Source organism: Acinetobacter sp. V110_1, assembly GCF_031798975.1.
Lineage (GTDB): Bacteria > Pseudomonadota > Gammaproteobacteria > Pseudomonadales > Moraxellaceae > Acinetobacter > Acinetobacter nosocomialis_A.
Genome location: NZ_JAVQNN010000019.1, coordinates 29,150 through 46,083, shown reverse-complemented (window position 1 = coordinate 46,083; position 16,934 = coordinate 29,150). Strand labels below are relative to the sequence as shown.

General features: G+C 37.3%; 16 protein-coding genes and 1 tRNA gene. 9 read left to right on the top strand and 8 right to left on the bottom strand.

What is annotated here, in order from left to right; genetic code table 11:
• Positions 1 to 24: 24 nt before the first annotated feature.
• Positions 25 to 1,380, top strand: coding sequence for an amino acid permease (locus RMA95_RS07565; protein WP_004705835.1), 1,356 nt, complete (start codon positions 25 to 27; stop codon positions 1,378 to 1,380).
• 97 nt (positions 1,381 to 1,477) lie between these two features.
• On the opposite strand, the gene nudC is transcribed toward RMA95_RS07565, so the two are convergent.
• Complete coding sequence (nudC, locus tag RMA95_RS07560; RefSeq protein WP_311070045.1) at positions 1,478 to 2,257, bottom strand: NAD(+) diphosphatase; 780 nt, start codon at positions 2,255 to 2,257, stop codon at positions 1,478 to 1,480.
• 288 nt (positions 2,258 to 2,545) lie between these two features.
• Here nudC and RMA95_RS07555 point away from each other — a divergent pair, with 288 nt between their 5' ends.
• Both RMA95_RS07555 and RMA95_RS07550 read left to right on the top strand, forming a co-directional pair.
• A complete protein-coding gene (locus RMA95_RS07555; RefSeq protein ID WP_311070044.1) occupies positions 2,546 to 4,069 on the top strand; it encodes a cryptochrome/photolyase family protein in 1,524 nt (507 codons plus the stop codon).
• A gap of 4 nt (positions 4,070 to 4,073) precedes the next feature.
• The gene (locus RMA95_RS07550) at positions 4,074 to 4,214 is read left to right on the top strand and encodes a DUF2256 domain-containing protein (protein ID WP_077162469.1); all 141 of its coding nucleotides are present in this window, start codon (positions 4,074 to 4,076) and stop codon (positions 4,212 to 4,214) included.
• An 85-nt stretch (positions 4,215 to 4,299) separates the two neighbouring features.
• On the opposite strand, the gene RMA95_RS07545 is transcribed toward RMA95_RS07550, so the two are convergent.
• Positions 4,300 to 4,554, bottom strand: a complete 255-nt coding sequence (locus RMA95_RS07545) for a TIGR03643 family protein (protein WP_311070043.1) — start codon at positions 4,552 to 4,554, stop codon at positions 4,300 to 4,302.
• Positions 4,555 to 4,867: 313 nt separating this feature from the next.
• On the opposite strand from RMA95_RS07545, the gene RMA95_RS07540 reads away from it, so the two are divergent.
• Positions 4,868 to 4,940: transfer RNA gene (locus RMA95_RS07540), tRNA-Arg, on the top strand.
• 9 nt (positions 4,941 to 4,949) lie between these two features.
• On the opposite strand, the gene hchA is transcribed toward RMA95_RS07540, so the two are convergent.
• The 4 genes from hchA to RMA95_RS07520 form a co-directional block, all read right to left on the bottom strand.
• Positions 4,950 to 5,825: a glyoxalase III HchA gene (gene hchA / locus RMA95_RS07535; protein ID WP_077168683.1), complete on the bottom strand. Its 876-nt coding sequence runs from the start codon at positions 5,823 to 5,825 to the stop codon at positions 4,950 to 4,952.
• Between the two features lie 201 nt (positions 5,826 to 6,026).
• Complete coding sequence (locus RMA95_RS07530; protein WP_077162459.1) at positions 6,027 to 7,025, bottom strand: NAD(P)H-quinone oxidoreductase; 999 nt, start codon at positions 7,023 to 7,025, stop codon at positions 6,027 to 6,029.
• Between the two features lie 46 nt (positions 7,026 to 7,071).
• On the bottom strand, positions 7,072 to 7,965 hold the full coding sequence (locus RMA95_RS07525) for an AraC family transcriptional regulator (RefSeq protein WP_311070042.1): 894 nt from the start codon (positions 7,963 to 7,965) through the stop codon (positions 7,072 to 7,074).
• 156 nt (positions 7,966 to 8,121) lie between these two features.
• Positions 8,122 to 8,940, bottom strand: a complete 819-nt coding sequence (locus RMA95_RS07520) for an undecaprenyl-diphosphate phosphatase (RefSeq protein WP_017393864.1) — start codon at positions 8,938 to 8,940, stop codon at positions 8,122 to 8,124.
• A 344-nt stretch (positions 8,941 to 9,284) separates the two neighbouring features.
• On the opposite strand from RMA95_RS07520, the gene RMA95_RS07515 reads away from it, so the two are divergent.
• Together RMA95_RS07515 and RMA95_RS07510 are read left to right on the top strand one after the other, a co-directional pair.
• Positions 9,285 to 10,085 carry a PaaX family transcriptional regulator C-terminal domain-containing protein gene (locus RMA95_RS07515; protein WP_199999255.1) on the top strand — a complete coding sequence of 267 codons (801 nt, stop codon included), beginning with the start codon at positions 9,285 to 9,287 and terminating at the stop codon, positions 10,083 to 10,085.
• 106 nt (positions 10,086 to 10,191) lie between these two features.
• Positions 10,192 to 11,184 (top strand): fatty acid desaturase family protein, encoded by a 993-nt coding sequence (locus tag RMA95_RS07510; protein WP_311070041.1) that lies wholly within the window; start codon positions 10,192 to 10,194, stop codon positions 11,182 to 11,184.
• Positions 11,185 to 11,226: 42 nt separating this feature from the next.
• Here the strand turns inward: RMA95_RS07510 and RMA95_RS07505 are convergent, their stop codons facing one another.
• Complete coding sequence (locus tag RMA95_RS07505) at positions 11,227 to 12,261, bottom strand: AraC family transcriptional regulator ligand-binding domain-containing protein (protein ID WP_311070040.1); 1,035 nt, start codon at positions 12,259 to 12,261, stop codon at positions 11,227 to 11,229.
• 157 nt (positions 12,262 to 12,418) lie between these two features.
• Between RMA95_RS07505 and RMA95_RS07500 the strand changes: the two genes are divergently transcribed.
• Both RMA95_RS07500 and RMA95_RS07495 read left to right on the top strand, forming a co-directional pair.
• Complete coding sequence (locus tag RMA95_RS07500) at positions 12,419 to 13,117, top strand: NAD(P)H-dependent oxidoreductase (protein WP_311070039.1); 699 nt, start codon at positions 12,419 to 12,421, stop codon at positions 13,115 to 13,117.
• A 598-nt stretch (positions 13,118 to 13,715) separates the two neighbouring features.
• Positions 13,716 to 15,215 carry an outer membrane protein transport protein gene (locus tag RMA95_RS07495; RefSeq protein WP_311070038.1) on the top strand — a complete coding sequence of 500 codons (1,500 nt, stop codon included), beginning with the start codon at positions 13,716 to 13,718 and terminating at the stop codon, positions 15,213 to 15,215.
• Between the two features lie 57 nt (positions 15,216 to 15,272).
• On the opposite strand, the gene thrH is transcribed toward RMA95_RS07495, so the two are convergent.
• On the bottom strand, positions 15,273 to 15,890 hold the full coding sequence (gene thrH, locus RMA95_RS07490) for a bifunctional phosphoserine phosphatase/homoserine phosphotransferase ThrH (RefSeq protein WP_002051289.1): 618 nt from the start codon (positions 15,888 to 15,890) through the stop codon (positions 15,273 to 15,275).
• 184 nt (positions 15,891 to 16,074) lie between these two features.
• Here thrH and RMA95_RS07485 point away from each other — a divergent pair, with 184 nt between their 5' ends.
• Positions 16,075 to 16,809 (top strand): phosphoadenylyl-sulfate reductase, encoded by a 735-nt coding sequence (locus RMA95_RS07485; RefSeq protein WP_263614490.1) that lies wholly within the window; start codon positions 16,075 to 16,077, stop codon positions 16,807 to 16,809.
• Positions 16,810 to 16,934 lie beyond the last annotated feature (125 nt).

Here is a 16,934-nt window from a genome sequence, read left to right as displayed (position 1 = left end):
CTTATTCATAGTGAGTGAAGACCTTTGACCAACGAATCTTCTACACTGCAACGAGGACTAAAAAATCGACATATCCAATTAATTGCTATGGGTGGAGCAATTGGTACCGGATTATTTTTAGGCTCGGCGCAAGTGATTCAATCTGCGGGACCATCCATTATTTTAGGATATGCCATTGGCGGCTTAATCGCATTTTTGATTATGCGTCATTTGGGAGAAATGATTGTTGAAGAACCTGTTGCAGGATCGTTCAGCCATTTTGCTTATAAATATTGGGGGAAATTTCCCGGATTTTTAGCTGGATGGAATTATTGGATACTCTACGTTCTGGTCGCGATGAGCGAACTTACTGCGGTAGCCAAATATATTAATTATTGGTGGCCTCATATTCCAGCGTGGACGTCTGTCTTATTTTTCTTTGTCGTGATTACGGCAATTAACCTAACAAACGTCAAATTTTATGGTGAGTCCGAATTCTGGCTCGCTATTATTAAAGTTGTTGCGGTTATCTCAATGATTATTTTTGGACTATATTTGCTATTTACAGCAGATGTAGGTTCAAGCATTTCATTTAGCAACCTTTGGACACATGGTGGATTCTTTCCAAATGGCTTTAGTGGCCTGTTCTACATGTTGGCTTTCTTGATGTTCGCCTTTGGTGGTATTGAACTGATTGGTATGGCTGCGGCAGAAGCAAAAGATCCGAAAAAAACCATTCCAAAAGCAATTAACCAAGTTGTTTTCCGTATCTTGATTTTCTATATCGGTTCATTGGCAATTTTACTTTCATTAGTGCCTTGGAACCAATTAGATCTTGGCGGTCTCGATAAAAGTCCATTTGTTATGATCTTTAGTCAAATGGGTATTGGTTGGGCTGCACACTTACTTAACTTTATTATTTTAACCGCTGCCCTCTCTGTTTATAACAGCGGGATGTTTGCCAATAGCCGTATGCTTTACGGTTTAGCTCAACAAGGTAATGCGCCAAAAATTTTCAAGAAAGTAAACAAACAAGGTGTACCTGTACCAGCAGTTTTGTTGTCTGCATTACTTATTTTTGGCTGTGTTCTTTTAAATTATTTTGTACCTGAAGATGCTTTAAGCCACTTAATGTACATTGTAGTTGGCGCATTGGTGTTGAACTGGGCGATGATCAGTATGACTCACCTTAAGTTTAAATCAGCAATGAAAAAACTTGGTCAAAAAACTCACTTCCCTGCACTTTGGGCACCATTTAGTAACTATTTGGTTTTAGGTTTCATTGCTGTTGTACTCTACATTATGTGGAGTCAAGGCTTTAAAGAGTCTGTAATGATGATTCCGATCTGGATTGTTCTTATGTTTATTTTGTTTAAAGTACTCAATGCTAAAGAACAATAATCTGAACATTTGTACTTAAAACATGAAAAAAGCCATTGTCGAGACAATGGCTTTTTTATTTAAGACTATAAAATTAAAACCATATTTGAATGTCTGTTTAGAGCCACTGTTTCGTATCATCAGCGACAGGTGTGCCATGAATAATATGCATAATCATTGCATGCGCAATACTGCCTTTAAATGGTATTTCGGGTAATTGATCAAGTTTGAAAAACTGAGCATCACTGAGCTCTTTCTCCTGAATTTCAATTTCGCCCGCTTCATATTCAGCTTTAAAAGCCAACATTAAGTTACTCGGAAATGGCCATGGTTGACTCGCCAAATACTGGATATTCTTAATGTGCAATCCAACTTCTTCTAATGTTTCACGTCGCACAGCATCTTCTAGTGTTTCCCCTACCTCGACAAAGCCAGCGATTAAACTATACATCTGGGTTGTATTTCTGGCATTTTTAGCCAGCAAAATCTCGTTCTCTCCACGTGTAATAATAGTAATCACACAAGGGTTAACTCTAGGATATTGACTAAAATTACATGCAGGACAAGTCATAGAATATTCAGTCTTATGCTGCTGGGTTTTATGTCCGCAACGACTACAAAACTGATGATTACGACGCCACTCTAGTAACTGAAAAGCACGACTCGCCTGTTCAAACTGCGATTTAGTCCAATACTGCAAGAGTTGGCGAATAGGTATGAACTGATATCCATTTGGTATAGGTTCACCTTCTTGGAAATCTCTTGCTATTACTTGAGGGTCTGCTTGTATATATAAATCATGTTCCTGCTGTTGAAGGCAAGGCAAATTAAAATTCGCATCAACCAAAAGTTGTTGCTGCTGAAAAATATAAGCAAAAGGAAGGTTGTTGGTATCCATTTATATACTCGAGTGAATAACCTTTCGACGGCCTCTATAGCTCCTTCAAAAGGATCAGACTTAAAACATATTTTTCAAAAATCTTACGCATACTGACAAACATCTTCAATTTATTTAATTTGTATCTTTTTGATTAAAATCACATTTTATTCACGCATGCTATGCTTTTAAGTTATATCTATGACTTTATAGCTAACTGACCAGTGATGAACTTAGAAGCACTGCTTCACATAAAATTGATCTCTGAAAATTTAGACTAGTTTTAGTTCCATCTCATGAAGCAAAAATATGCGATTTGGTTTAATTCTGGGTGATCAATTAAATCACCAACTCGCAACGCTCAAGTATTTAAACCAAAATGAAGACATTATTTTGATGGCTGAAGTACTTGAGGAAACATCTTATGTTGCTCATCATCCACAAAAAATAGCGCTGATTTTTAGTGCAATGCGACACTTTGCAAAAGAATTAAAAGCACAGGGCTGGAAAATCCGTTATCACACATTTAAGCGCGAAAGTCATATAAAAAAGTTAGTCGACTTTATTGCTTTGCAGCAGCAACACTTCTCGGCAAATACTCTCGTCGTTACCCAATGTGGTGAGTATCGCTTACAGCATGAAATCGATACTTCATGGTCTAACTCACTAAAACTACCTGTTATTTGTTTAGAAGATGATCGTTTCTTTTGTAGCGTAGAACAATTCAAGCAATGGGCAAACAAATATAAAACGCTAAGGATGGAATACTTTTACCGAGAAATGCGCAAGCAAACTCACTATTTAATGCATGACCAACAACCCGTAGGCGGGCAATGGAACTTTGATCAAGCCAATCGAAAAGCGTGGTCAGGCAATCCACCTTTGCCACCAAAATTAACCTTTGAACATGATCAAATTGATATAGATGTTATTCAACTGGTCAAGAAAGAATTTTCTCAACATATCGGCAATCTCAATTCCTTTCTATGGGCAACAACCCGTCAAAATGCCTTACTTGCTTTAGACCATTTTATTTCTAACAACCTACCCCACTTTGGCGATTATCAAGATGCCATGGTTTATGGTTCAGATTTTATGTTTCATAGTCTGATCTCGCCTTATTTAAATTGTGGATTGTTATTGCCACAAGAGGTGTGTGACGCTGCTCAAACAGCCTATTACAACGGACAGGCCCCCTTAAATGCAGTAGAAGGATTTATTCGTCAGATATTAGGATGGCGAGAATATGTGCGTGGAATCTATTGGTTATCTATGCCTAACTATAGCGATCAAAATACCCTTCATGCCACCACGCCGCTGCCACAATATTACTGGACAGGTGATACAAAAATGGCATGTATGGCCGAGTGTTTCAGAAATACCTTTGAACATGGCTATGCTCACCATATTCAGCGTTTAATGATTACAGGTAACTTTGCGCTTTTAGGTGGTGTAAATCCATCAGAAATTTGTGAATGGTATTTAGCTGTCTATGTAGATGCTTATGAATGGGTCGAATTACCGAATACATTAGGCATGGCCATGTATGCAGATGGTGGCATCATGGCAAGTAAACCCTATGCTGCATCAGGTAATTACATACATAAAATGTCAAATTATTGTCAGCACTGTACATATAACGTCAAAACAAAAACTGAACCAGACAGTTGTCCATTTAACAGCTTGTATTGGTATTTTATGAGCCAGCATGAGGCCATATTTCGTCAAAATCCCAGAATGGCTATGGTCTACAAAAACCTTGATCGTATGAAAGATAAAGCTTCTGTCATGGAGCATGCAAAGTTACTTATTCATCAACTTGATGAGCTTTAAGATCATGAAAAAACAGCATCTACCCCAGAAAATATGTGTCTATTGTCAACGCCCTTTTGACTGGCGAAAGAAATGGGAGCGTTGCTGGGAAGAAGTAAAATATTGCTCTGAAAGATGTAAACGACAAGCCCGCTCAAATAAGTAAATATTTCACGCGATTGTTTTCACTGATTCAACACTACTCTTCATTGTTGAATCAGTTGTCTTTCAATTGATTATATTTTATGGTCTTACGCATATTTATACTGACGAGAACAGTAAGCTCTTTCAACTTCTGGTGAACGTAATTGCTGATGCTTGGTTTTACGCCCTGCCATACGTTTGCGCCAGAGTTTAAAACTGCTCGATTTTAAGTTGTATCTCATTAAACGAATAAGTTCACTTTCACATAAACCATACTCTCGCTCAATTGCTTCAAATGGGGTTCGATCTTCCCATGCCATTTCAATAATTCTAGATAAGTCCTGTTCATCAATTTTTTTCATGTTATGACCTTTTAAATTATCCTGTAACCAAATCTGATTCTTTAACAAACAACCTTTCGGAAATAGCTTCACTTACCCGATTGCTTGCCTTGAATGTTTTCGTGTTTTGCTTCAGATCATAGAAAGACAAACATGAATTTTTTGTGATTTTTTAGCTTTATAAACTCTATTTTTTATATAAGACATAAACCATTGTAAAACCTTTGAGTGCTTTAACTTTTTATTAGTTACTATGGCAAAAGTTTTAATACCTAAAACATGAAAAAAGCCATTGCCTTGGCAATAGCTTTTTTGTTTATAATCAGAAAATTATGCGCCCTTAGCTTAACTGGATAGAGCAGTTGCCTCCTAAGCGACCGACGTGGGTTCGAGTCCCGCAGGGCGCACGCATTTAATTAATCCTTCACTTCAGCCAGCAATGTTTCAGCTGCAAGCTTGCCCAAATTGTTAGAAGCAAGCGGACTATCGCCTGTTAATAATTTACGATCTCTATGACATTGACCTGTAATACCAGTGTTCAAAATCTTCACACCAAGTTTTTCAAGGTTCTCACCGACTAACCACGGTAAAGCCCCCGGCATATAACCAATATCAATATTTGCCCCCTTATCTAATGAATCAGGGAATACACAAATTTGATAATCTTTAAAAATATAATTCTCAGGCTGTTCATCTACTGCCGCAGCAAGTAACGAAGCTGGTCCATGACATAAAGTAATAATAAATTTATCTTGTTCAACTGCCCATTTCAGAACTTTTTTGACATCTAAGCTATGTGGAATCTTAGCTAAAACACCATGCCCACCTGGAATAAATACAGCTGCATATGGTGAGTTTTTCCCCACTGCATTTTCTAAAATATCGGCAAGTTTTAGCGGATTTTTTAATTTATCTGCATATTTATGAAAAGTATCTAATACGACCTGCTCTTGCTTTGGCATTGCCCACATTTCAAGTTTGGCTGGATTACCGGAAAGTGTCGCAACGTCAATTTCAAAACCAGCATTATCTAAATGAAACATCGGCAAAAGCATTTCTACTGGATGGTTTCCGGTAGAAAAGAACTTACCGTTTTGCATCTGGATATAACGCTCATCGGTTGCAATCATTAAGACCTTTTTATTACCTGTATACGGCGTTGGGTAAGTCGTACCGTCGTAATCTGTTTTAGGCGAGGTATATTGGCTTAGTGAGTATGGTGATGGGAAGAATGCATTATCTTCTGCCAAATCTGGAGTCGGATTTTTATCATTTGATGCTGGGGTATTCATTGTTACCATCCTTTAGAATTGAAGAACGAAATAACAGCTTTAAGCCAGTTATTATTTCTTAGTACATGTATATTTAGATCAAGAAACTGGTGCAACACGCCAATAGAATTTGGCAATTTTTATATAGAAATAGGCACAATTAATAATTATAAATTTCAGTTTAGGCAAACATGACGTTCACCTAAACTGTCACAGATTAAATTAGGTATTAATCTCTAAAACGATCTTTCCAATATGGTCACCTTGTTCCATACATGCATGGGCACTTTGTACATCTGAAAAATCATAGGTTTTATAGATTTGCGGTAAGCACTTACCTTGCGCTAAGAGCGGCCACACATGTTCATGTAAGGACTGAGCAATCTGGGCTTTTTCTTGGCTATTACGTGCTCGCATGGTTGAGCCAGTAATAGTTGCACGTTTTAAAATCAGTTTTTGTAAATCAAATTCTTTTGCAATTCGACCGCCCATAAAACCAATAATGACCAGTCGACCATCACGTTTTAATAGATTTAAGTTTTTCGAGAAATATGAACCACCCACAATATCCAAAATCACATCAACACCTTGGTCTTGGGTGTGTTTCAAAATTTCTTGCTCAAAATCTTGGGTTTTATAGTTAATTGCAGTCGTTAAGTTAGAGAGTGCTGCAACTTTATCTTCACTTCCAACTGTAGCAAAAGTTTTAATCCCTAAAGCATGGCAAATCGCTAAAGCTGTGGTCCCAATACCACTTGCACCACCATGAATCAGTGCTGTTTCGTTTTCTTTTAAACGGCCGATATCAAACAGGTTTGCCCAAACTGTAAAGAATGTTTCCGGAATCGCAGCAGCTTGAGTAAATGTTAGATTTTCAGGTATTGGCAATACTTGAGTTGCAGTGACAGCACAATACTCTGCATACCCGCCACCATTGGTTAAAGCGCAAACCTTGTCTCCAACTTTGAACTGTTGCACCTGTTCACCTACAGCAACTACCACCCCAGCGACTTCCAGTCCCGGAATTTGCGTAACACCTTTTGGCATTGGGTATAAGCCCATACGTTGCAATACGTCTGGGCGGTTAATTCCAGCAGCTTTTACCTCAATTAACACTTCATCTGCTTGAGGAACTGGAACATCTGAATCTTGAAGTTTTAAGACCTCAGGTCCGCCGGGAACCGTAATTTCAACAATTTTCATAGTTGTTGGAAGACTCATTGATATGCTCCATGTTTGGTTTATATTTTAAATGTATTGATTTACTTTAATTCATTGAAGATTTAGGTGGAACTCCAAACAGCCGTTTGAACTCTCGACTAAACTGTGAGGCACTTACATACCCTACCTGATAGGCAGCTTCCGCAACACCCATTTGATTATTTAAGATTAAATCACGTGCCTTATGTAATCGAGTAATCTTAATGTACTGTAATGGAGAATAGTTGGTGACTTTCTTAAACGCTTGATGAAAAAGAGAGACACTCATTCCTGCTTGTTTAGCAAGTTCCTGAACCGTTAAATTATGATAGTAATCTCTTTGAATAATTTCACAAATTGTATAAATCACACTATTTCGACTTATCATAGCCGAAAGATTTTCGATTAAATCACGACTACCGGCCTGTAAAACCCTATAAATAAGCTCTCGTTTTATCTGCTCTCCCAATATCGCGGTATCTTGTTTAGAACGAAGTAAATTCAATAAGCGTAAAGCAACCTCAGATATTGCCGCGTTCATATCTATAATATTTAAACCACAACTGAGCTTTGTATCTCTGTTTTCAAGCTCATCTATGGATGACTGCTGCTCTTTATCCATTTTAGTGGCTAAATCAGCCATCATTTGTGCTTCAAACTTAATCGCAATTGCCAGCATCGGTTCATTTTCAACCAACGTATCGCAATCAAAAGGAATAGCAATCGAGATAAGTAAACACTGGCCTTGTTGAAACTGAAAAGTTTCTTTTCCGATATATCCACGCTTTACGCCCTGTATGACTAAAACAATTGAAGGCTCTTGTAATACAGCGACAGGCTGTGTGGAATGATCAACCCTCATAAGAGTGATATTTGAAATATAGGTAGGATATAGCCCTTCTTGAGGAGCTAAATATAAAAAAGCCTCTACCAAACTTTTCATCAAATCATTCTGTTGCATCGTTTTATTTTTACGGGCTATTTAAGATTTACTATATCAATCAAACTAAAAGGAAAAAGCGTTTCTTGGTAGTACTTTGTATAAACAAGCAAGTTAAAGCTATTTTTAGGCATAAAAAAACCTAGAAGATCTAGGTTTTTTCACTTAGTCTGACTATTAAGCAGATAAGTTAAAGAACATTGCTGCAATCAAAATAATGACACCGAGCACAATACGATACCAAGCAAATACACGTAGAGTGTGACGTTCAACAAAAAGTACGAGTGCCTTGACTACAAATAAAGCTGCAATAAATGCTGCAACGAAACCAACACCAATATTAATCATGTTGTCTGAGGTCAACACATCAGCATTTTTAATTAAGTCAAATGTAGCAGCACCTAACATGGTCGGCATTGCAAGGAAGAACGAAAACTCTGTTGCAGCTTTACGTGATAAACCTGCAAACATCCCACCTACAATTGTCGCACCTGAACGAGAAGTTCCTGGAATCATCGCAACACATTGAGCAAGGCCGACTAAAAGTGCCTGTTTAAAAGTGATTTTTGTCGCATCTAATGTTTTATGCTCAAACTGTTTAGATTCAACCCAGAAAATAATGAGTGCACCGACAATGAGGGCAATCGCAACCACAATTGGGCTAAACAAAACGCTTTTAATAAAATCGACGGCTAAAACACCAATAATCACTGCTGGGAAAAAAGCAATTAATACACTAAAAGCGAAATGACGCGACTCTACATCGCCACTAAAGAAGCCTTTAATCAAGTTAATAATTTTTTGTCGATATAACCAGCACACTGCCAAAATAGCACCTAACTGGATCACTACTTCGAATACACGACCACCATCTGAATGGAAATCGATAATATGACCAAATAAAATCAAATGGCCAGTACTGGAAATTGGTAAAAATTCAGTTAAACCTTCAACAAACCCTAGAAATAGTGCTTTTATAACTTCAAAATTTTCCATCACTTGCTCAAAAAGTTAATCACTAGAAAGGTCTAAAAATTTGTTTTATATCATGGATAAACCAACACTTTGGCCTAATTCATGTTCAATATCAGATCATTTCTAGCATTTTGGTTATTGCCTTTAATTAAAGGCCGATTATTTAAAGTGCAATAATGTATCACATCATTATGACAAACTTAGGTTAACTATCGTAAAAAGATAAAATCTAATCAATAACAAATCGTCTTCTAGTTATAAATAAAAGCACTCACGCTCAAGCAATCCAACAAACCATCTAAAAACATCAAATAAACATGATATTATTTCAAGCATATGTCATTTATATTTAAAATTTAAACAGAATGAAAAATACTAAAATCAACGCACGTCATCTGATTATCGATCTCTTTCTTTCCTCTGCGTACCCTCAGCTGAGTATTAAACAAATTTTGGTGGCAGCCAAACTGTTTAACTTAAGTGAAAATGGTATTCGAGTTGCGACAACTCGTTTGTTAAATGAAGGAATGATCGAAAGCGTAGAACGCGGAATCTATCAACTTTCCCCTTCTACGAAAGATTGGGCAAAAGTAATTCTCAATCGTAAAAATGGTATTAAACAAACTAAAGAATGGCAGCAGCATTATCTTGCTGTGTTTACAGGCACATTAGGTCGTATAGACCGAACTGCTCTTAAAAAGCGTGAACGTGTGCTGCGTCAATTTGGTTTTAAAGAATTAGAAACGGGTATTTACATCCGCCCAGACAATTTAGCTTATAGTTTTGAAAAAACCTGTGAGGAGCTTGTTTTAGCGGGACTAGAGAAAGAAGCAAAAATTTGTATTATTCAGCACTTCGAGCCATCAACGCTTAAGCAAATTTTTTCTTTATGGGATACCAAACAACTCGAAAAAAATTATGAAATGTATAGTCGAGATATCACACACTGGCTTGAGAACTATACTCACCTCTCCTTAAACGATGCAGCAGTTAAAGCCCTTCTTTTAGGTAGGGAAACGATTGCTTTACTTATGAATGATCCCCTATTACCAACGCCATTTGTAAATGAATCTGCGCGTAATCAATTTGCTCAAGATGTACAGCAGCTAGACGCGATCGGTCAAAAACTTTGGAAAAAAATATATGAACAAGAATTAAATCTATAGTCATCTGATTTATTTTTTTACAAACAAATATTTCACTTTTTAAATTTTTATAACTATATTTGTAATATAAAATACAGATACCAAACTCTAATTTGGGAGAATAAAAATGAATACACAGGTGAGTGTTACAGATCTATTTAGCAGAGAAGAAATACAAGAGCTTACCGAACCTTCAGATGCCTATGGTGCTTGGGCTGTTGCCAGCACATGGGCTGTTATTGGCGGAACATTCGCTAGCTTAATCATGATGTGGGATTACTTACCGAGTTGGGGTAAATTATTAGCATGTATGCTTGCCTTAGCAATCTTGGCGGGCCGTCAGTTATGTCTCGCAATTTTAATGCACGACGCGTCTCACAAAAGTCTATTCAAAAATAAGAAAATAAATGATTTCGTAGGTGAATGGCTATGCGCCCGCCCCATCTGGAATGATCTTCAAAAATATCGTGTACACCATGTTCGTCACCATGCAAAAACATCTACTCCAGATGACCCAGATCTTTCTTTAGTTGCTGGCTTTCCTGTCAGTAAAAAGTCTCTGACTCGTAAATTCTTACGCGACTTAACAGGTATGAGTGGCTTAAAGTTTAGCTTAGGTCGAGTTTTAATGGATCTGGATGTCATGAAATGGACTGTTGCCAATGATCAAGTCTGGCTAGACCGCAGTCATAAAAATTTCACTGACTATGCAAAGAGTATTGCAAAAAACAGTACAGGCGCTATTGCAACCAATCTGGCACTTTATGGTGTTCTAAAAGCATTTGGTCAGCAACGTTTTTATTGGTTATGGCCTCTGGCTTATTTAACCCCATTCCCACTTTTTTTACGTATTCGCTCTATGGCAGAACATGCTGGTATGCAAACCAGCAATACTGCTTTAACCAATACTCGAACAACACGAGCTGGATGGATTGCGAGAAGTTTTGTTGCACCAATCCGCGTAAACTACCATATGGAACATCATTTAATGGCTTCTGTGCCATATTTTAAATTACCGCGTATGCACAAAGTACTAAGAGAACGTGGTCATGTTCCAGTTCCGCCTAGCTATTTTGAAGTGATTCATTCACTTTCATCAAAACAAGAATCATCAACTTAATGCATATTTAGAAGACCACTTTCAAATTTGTGGTCTTCTAGATTATTCACGTATCTCTAAATTTTTTAGTTTTAACTGAATTTGATAATACTTCGGTGTCACTCCCATCCAGCGTTTAAAAGCGCGGGTGAAATGGGATGTATCTGCATAACCTAAACTTAAGGCCACAGTTTCAATTGATGTTGCACTATTTTCTAAAAGATTATGCGCATGTTCTTTTCGAGTTAAATCAACTAATGCTGAAAAACTTGTATTCTCGGTTGCCAAATATCGTTGCAGGCTACGCTCTGACATATTCATTATTTGAGCGACTTGCTTAACTTTTAACATTTCTCCCTGATTATTCATCAATAATTTTTTAATTACGTGACTAATTTCTGCTTTCCATCCGCTGCGTAACTTCAGTTTATCTATATCTTTTTTACACTGTGCTTTTAGTAAAGGTGCAAGCATCGGGTCGGCTGTTAGGATAGGCTGCGATAAATATTTTTTTGGAAAAATCCAGGCATTATGTTTTTCATTAAATAAACAATCTACACCCAATTCTTCTTTTAGTTTTGAAAAACCGACGGGTTCAGACATATTTAACTTAACGGTACCTAAAGAAGATAATCCTGTTAGATGCTTCGCGATTTGAACAAAACCTAATAACAAAAAAATAGTAGCATTTGGTCTCAACTGAAAAGCTTTCAAAGGCTGGCGTATAGACCAGTAAATATTATCTTGTTCTTGTTTTAACTCTGGCTTAAATGCATCACAACGTGATCCAATAAATTGTTCAAGTGTTTTTAGGGCTTCTTCTAAATTTGCACAGACCATGGCCGCCATACCCACCGAACCATAACAAGATGCTTTCATTTCCAAAGCCAAATAACCCGCTAATGCTGGCTCATGAGTGAGCTCAATAGCATGTTCAAGAAGTTTGTTTAAAGCATTAAATTCAACATACCAATAGGGTTTAGTTAATTGTTCTAATGTTATGCCACTTCCATCTAAAAGCTGATCACCCGAGATATTCCAGCGCTTAACCATATCAACTAATAAATTAATATAAGTTCCGGGTAATTCTGGATTCATGCGTGATCCATTAGCAATCATAATTGTGGCGTCAAATGGTAAAAACTGTCAGTTCATGAACTATGCCACGTTTTTAAATTGATGCATAGTTGTTCAAAGCGGAATCCACTGAATCACGCTACACAGCACAATTTCTGAAAAGAAGACAGGTCACCTTATGAATATCCTAATTGTTCATGCTCATCCAGAGCCACAGTCTTTTACAACATCGCTGAAAACGACAGCTCAACAAATCTTTAAAAAGTTGGGTCATCATGTAGAAGTTTCTGACTTGTATGCAATGCAGTTCAACCCTGTAGCTTCTAAAGAGGATTTTTTAGAACTCAATCAGCCCGACTATTTCAACTACGCATTAGAACAACGTAATGCCATCAAGCAAAACCTTTTAGCATCTGATATTCAAGCGGAAATTGAAAAGGTAAAACGAGCAGATTTGATCATTTTAAACTTTCCTCTTTACTGGACCTCTGTCCCAGCCATTTTAAAAGGATGGATTGATCGCGTATTCGTTTCAGGACTTTTTTATGGCGGAAAACGCTTTTATAACCATGGTGGGATGGCGGGTAAAAAAGCGATGCTCTGTTTAACACTGGGCGGTAGAACGCATATGTTTGGCGAGAACTCTATTCACGGACCAATAGAGCATTATCTATCACCTATTCAACGCGGTACCTTAGCTTATACTGGCTTTGAAGTTCTTCCACCATTCATTGCCTATCATGTACCTTATATTAGCCAAGAAGCACGAGAAACCATTCTTGAGGACTATATAACGTACCTTACTCACCTCGACCAGCTCGAACCTTTAAAGTTTCCCAAACTTGAAGAATTTGATGAAAAGTTATATCCCCTTTAATACTATGTTTTAGCTCTAAAAGTAGAATAACCAGACCTATTTTTCATTTTTGGTTATTCTTTTAAGTTATAGAGAATTAGAAGTAGTAATTAAACCCTTATAAAAATTGATCAAATGGTCAAAAAATTTGCTCAATTTTCACTGGGTATTTAGGAATATAAAACTTAATCAATAATATACACATGTAAAGAAACTAGACTTATCCAGTAAAAATGATAACTAATACTCAATTCATAACCAATCAATTCATATTTTTACAAAAAAATCTTTGACCATTTTTTTTGAATTTATGACAAAAATGTCATAAAAACAAAGCTTATTACTAATAGATAAAAAATATAAATATCAGTTATTTAAATTGGTTTATTAATGTAAATATTCCTTCATATTTCATCCTTTATTGACTTTTTTTGTATAAAAAGTGAGTACTCTTCAGTTCATATAACAGATTTACTCTTAGTGTAATTATGCTATTTTTGTTACATGGAGTTATCAAAGCTTTGAAACTTGTAATTAAAAGCTTTGAAAGCAACACAGTTTAAACGGTTTAACTCTGTTACTTTTAAAAAAATGTCTTGAAGTTCAAGGAAAGATTAAAATGAAATTAAAACATCTGAGCACTGCAATGATTTTAGCAACGCTGCCTGCAACTGGGGTTTTTGCGGCAGCTTTGGATCGCTCTGGACAATCGATGTCCGCATTTTTACAACCGAATAACTACTTCGAAGCAGGTATCACTATTTTAGATCCAACTGTAGAGGGTAAAGAAGCTGGGGTAAGTGCAACACGTCGTAATATTGATGATATGGGTAATGATTATTATTTCCCAAATGCCGCACTAAAATTACAACTCAACGATAAGTTTTCTTTTGGTTTACTTTACGACCAACCATTTGGAGCGGATGCTGAGTACAGTGGTCAGAATGTCTTTGTTTCTGACCCGTCTAATACTATTTTAGCTCCAGCAGCATTAGATACTATCCGTACAAATACTATTAATACAACTTTTAATAATTTAACAGCAAATCAACGTGTTGGCGCAGCTCTTCAAGCACAAGGGGTTAATTTATCTACTCCAGCAGGTCAAGCACAATTTGCAGCAACACTAAATGCCTACAATAACGACCCAACAACTAAAGCAGTTATTGATGCTGGTGTAAAACAAGGCGTTGCAGCACAAGTAGATGCAGGTTTAAAGCGAGTCAACGGTTTGCTTGGAACTGGTAATACAAAAGTTAAAGTTGATACTCAAAACTTATCTTTTGTGTTTGGTTTCCAACCAACTCAAAACTGGAATATCTACGCGGGTGGTGTTTATCAAACGATCAAAGGAAATGTAAGTTTACGCGGGCAAGCTTATAGTATTTATAACGGTTATGATGCCGACATTAAAGAAACAGGTGGAGCGGGTTGGTTAGCTGGTGTTGCATATCAAATTCCTGAAATTGCACTTAAAGCTTCTTTAACTTATCGTTCTGAAATTGATCATGACGTAAATATTCGCGAAAAAATCCCTACTCTTCCAGCTTTATCACTTTTAGGACAAGATGCAGCTGCTGCTGCAATTGCGAATAGTTCAGCTGATACAACAATCACGACACCTCAATCAGTAAACTTTGATTTCCAAACAGGTATCATGGCAAATACTGTTGCATTTGCTAACGTACGTTGGGTGAACTGGAAAGATTTCGCGATTCAACCATACAAATTTGGCCAACTTTCACAAGTTGTTGGTCCTCTCGTTGGTCGTCCAAATGGTTTTAACTTAGTTGAATATTCAGACGATCAATGGACAGTGAATGCTGGTGTAGGTCGTAAACTCAATGAAAAATGGGCAGGTAATATCTCTGTAGGTTGGGACTCTGGCGCAGGTAACCCTGTAACTACATTAGGTCCAACAGAAGGTTACTGGAACGTAGGTGTAGGCGTTCAATATAGCCCTACTCCACAAACATTTATTGCTGGTGGTGTGAAATACTTCTGGTTGGGTGATGCTAAAGCACAAACTGGTGCCCAAGCTGGTAGCGATCAATATGTTGCAGAGTTCTCTGACAATAACGCGATCGCTTATGGTTTAAAACTTGGTTATAAATTCTAAGTTTCAAACTCATTCATATAAAAAAGGCGCTTGAAGCGCCTTTTTTATTGACCATTCTTAAGCGGGAATATTACGCTGCGAAACTGAACGAATTGCTTCTTTTAGTGCATCATAGCCATTAATTGCTGGAAACTGTGGAAACTCAGCAATAACATTTGCAGGTGCATCAAACAAGAAGCCATGATCAGCTTCACCGAGCATCGTTGTATCGTTATAAGAGTCACCAGCAGCGATTACACGGAAATTTAAACCATGAAGCGCTTTAACTGACTCACGCTTTTGATCTGGTTGGCGTAGTTTATAAGCCGTAATCATGCCATTTTCGTCAGTCTCTAATTTGTGACAGAAAATTGTTGGCCAGCCTAATTGCTTCATCAAAGGATGAGCAAACTCATAGAAAGTATCGGACAAAATCACCAGTTGGAAATGATTGCTCACCCATTCAACAAACTCTTTGGCGCCTGGTAACGGTCCCATCTCGGCAATGACTTCTTGAATGTCGTTTAGGCCTAAACCATGTTGTTTTAAAATATTCAGACGCTGAGTCATTAAAACATCATAATCCGGAATATCACGAGTTGTTGCTTCTAGTTCTTTAATCCCTGTTTTTTTTGCGAAATTGATCCAGATTTCAGGAACTAAAACCCCTTCAAGATCTAGGCATACGATTTCCATGAATGCTTCCAACGTTGGTTAAAAATTGCTGTATCATACCATTAAGATTTTCAGATTTGCGCTGTTATTGATCAAATCAATTTTATTCATAAGGATCGAAATTAAAGTGCTAAGCAATTTATTTACTATCCTTTAGAATATTTTTCATAACTCAATGCGCCCAAGCCTTTTGCCAGGAACACCCATGACCGTTATTCCGACTATTGATATCGTAGATGCTCTCGCGGCTGAATATGCAGCTAAAAGCCCACGTGAGATTTTAGAACTTGCATTAAGCCAACAAGGTGAAATTGCAATTTCTTTTTCGGGAGCAGAAGATGTTGTCTTAATCGATATTGCTTCACGTTTGGGTAAGCCGTTCCGTGTCTTTAGTCTCGACACTGGTCGCCTCCATGCCGAAACTTATCAGTTTATTGAAACTGTCCGTAAACACTACAATATCAATATCGAAATTTGTTTCCCTGAATCTGAAGCTGTTCAAAACATGGTAAACGAAAAAGGTTTATTCAGCTTTTTTACAGATGGGCACCAAGAATGTTGTGGTATTAGAAAAGTTCAACCTTTACGTAAAAAACTTGCGACTTTAGATGGCTGGATTACAGGTCAACGTAAAGATCAAAGTCCGGGTACACGTACTGAAATTCCAGTGGTACAAGCTGATGCTGGTTTCTCAGGCCCAGGCAAGCAACTTATTAAATATAATCCGCTTGCGAACTGGTCTAGTGCCGATGTGTGGAGTTACATCCGTATGATGGAAATTCCATACAACCCTCTACACGAGCGTGGTTTTGTTTCTATTGGCTGTGAACCATGTACGCGTCCAGTACTTCCAAACCAACATGAACGCGAAGGACGCTGGTGGTGGGAAGAAGCAACGCAAAAAGAATGTGGCTTACATGCAGGCAACTTAAAAAAATAGTCTGGTATAAAAAAACCACTGATGAATCAGTGGTTTTTTTTACAGTTATATCTCGTACACAAAGTCATATTTAATCTGTAATAAACGCTATATACTAAATTTTACGGTTCTATAATTCTAATAAG

Excerpts from the sequence above, each read along its gene's own strand:
- nudC (WP_311070045.1), bottom strand. The coding sequence starts at position 2,257 with ATGGATACCAACAACCTTCCTTTTGCTTATATTTTTCAGCAGCAACAA.
- RMA95_RS07555 (WP_311070044.1), top strand. The coding sequence starts at position 2,546 with ATGCGATTTGGTTTAATTCTGGGTGATCAATTAAATCACCAACTCGCA.
- RMA95_RS07550 (WP_077162469.1), top strand. The coding sequence starts at position 4,074 with ATGAAAAAACAGCATCTACCCCAGAAAATATGTGTCTATTGTCAACGC.
- RMA95_RS07545 (WP_311070043.1), bottom strand. The coding sequence starts at position 4,554 with ATGAAAAAAATTGATGAACAGGACTTATCTAGAATTATTGAAATGGCA.
- hchA (WP_077168683.1), bottom strand. The coding sequence starts at position 5,825 with ATGAATACCCCAGCATCAAATGATAAAAATCCGACTCCAGATTTGGCA.
- RMA95_RS07530 (WP_077162459.1), bottom strand. The coding sequence starts at position 7,025 with ATGAGTCTTCCAACAACTATGAAAATTGTTGAAATTACGGTTCCCGGC.
- RMA95_RS07525 (WP_311070042.1), bottom strand. The coding sequence starts at position 7,965 with ATGCAACAGAATGATTTGATGAAAAGTTTGGTAGAGGCTTTTTTATAT.
- RMA95_RS07520 (WP_017393864.1), bottom strand. The coding sequence starts at position 8,940 with ATGGAAAATTTTGAAGTTATAAAAGCACTATTTCTAGGGTTTGTTGAA.
- RMA95_RS07515 (WP_199999255.1), top strand. The coding sequence starts at position 9,285 with ATGAAAAATACTAAAATCAACGCACGTCATCTGATTATCGATCTCTTT.
- RMA95_RS07510 (WP_311070041.1), top strand. The coding sequence starts at position 10,192 with ATGAATACACAGGTGAGTGTTACAGATCTATTTAGCAGAGAAGAAATA.
- RMA95_RS07505 (WP_311070040.1), bottom strand. The coding sequence starts at position 12,261 with ATGAATCCAGAATTACCCGGAACTTATATTAATTTATTAGTTGATATG.
- RMA95_RS07500 (WP_311070039.1), top strand. The coding sequence starts at position 12,419 with ATGAATATCCTAATTGTTCATGCTCATCCAGAGCCACAGTCTTTTACA.
- RMA95_RS07495 (WP_311070038.1), top strand. The coding sequence starts at position 13,716 with ATGAAATTAAAACATCTGAGCACTGCAATGATTTTAGCAACGCTGCCT.
- thrH (WP_002051289.1), bottom strand. The coding sequence starts at position 15,890 with ATGGAAATCGTATGCCTAGATCTTGAAGGGGTTTTAGTTCCTGAAATC.
- RMA95_RS07485 (WP_263614490.1), top strand. The coding sequence starts at position 16,075 with ATGACCGTTATTCCGACTATTGATATCGTAGATGCTCTCGCGGCTGAA.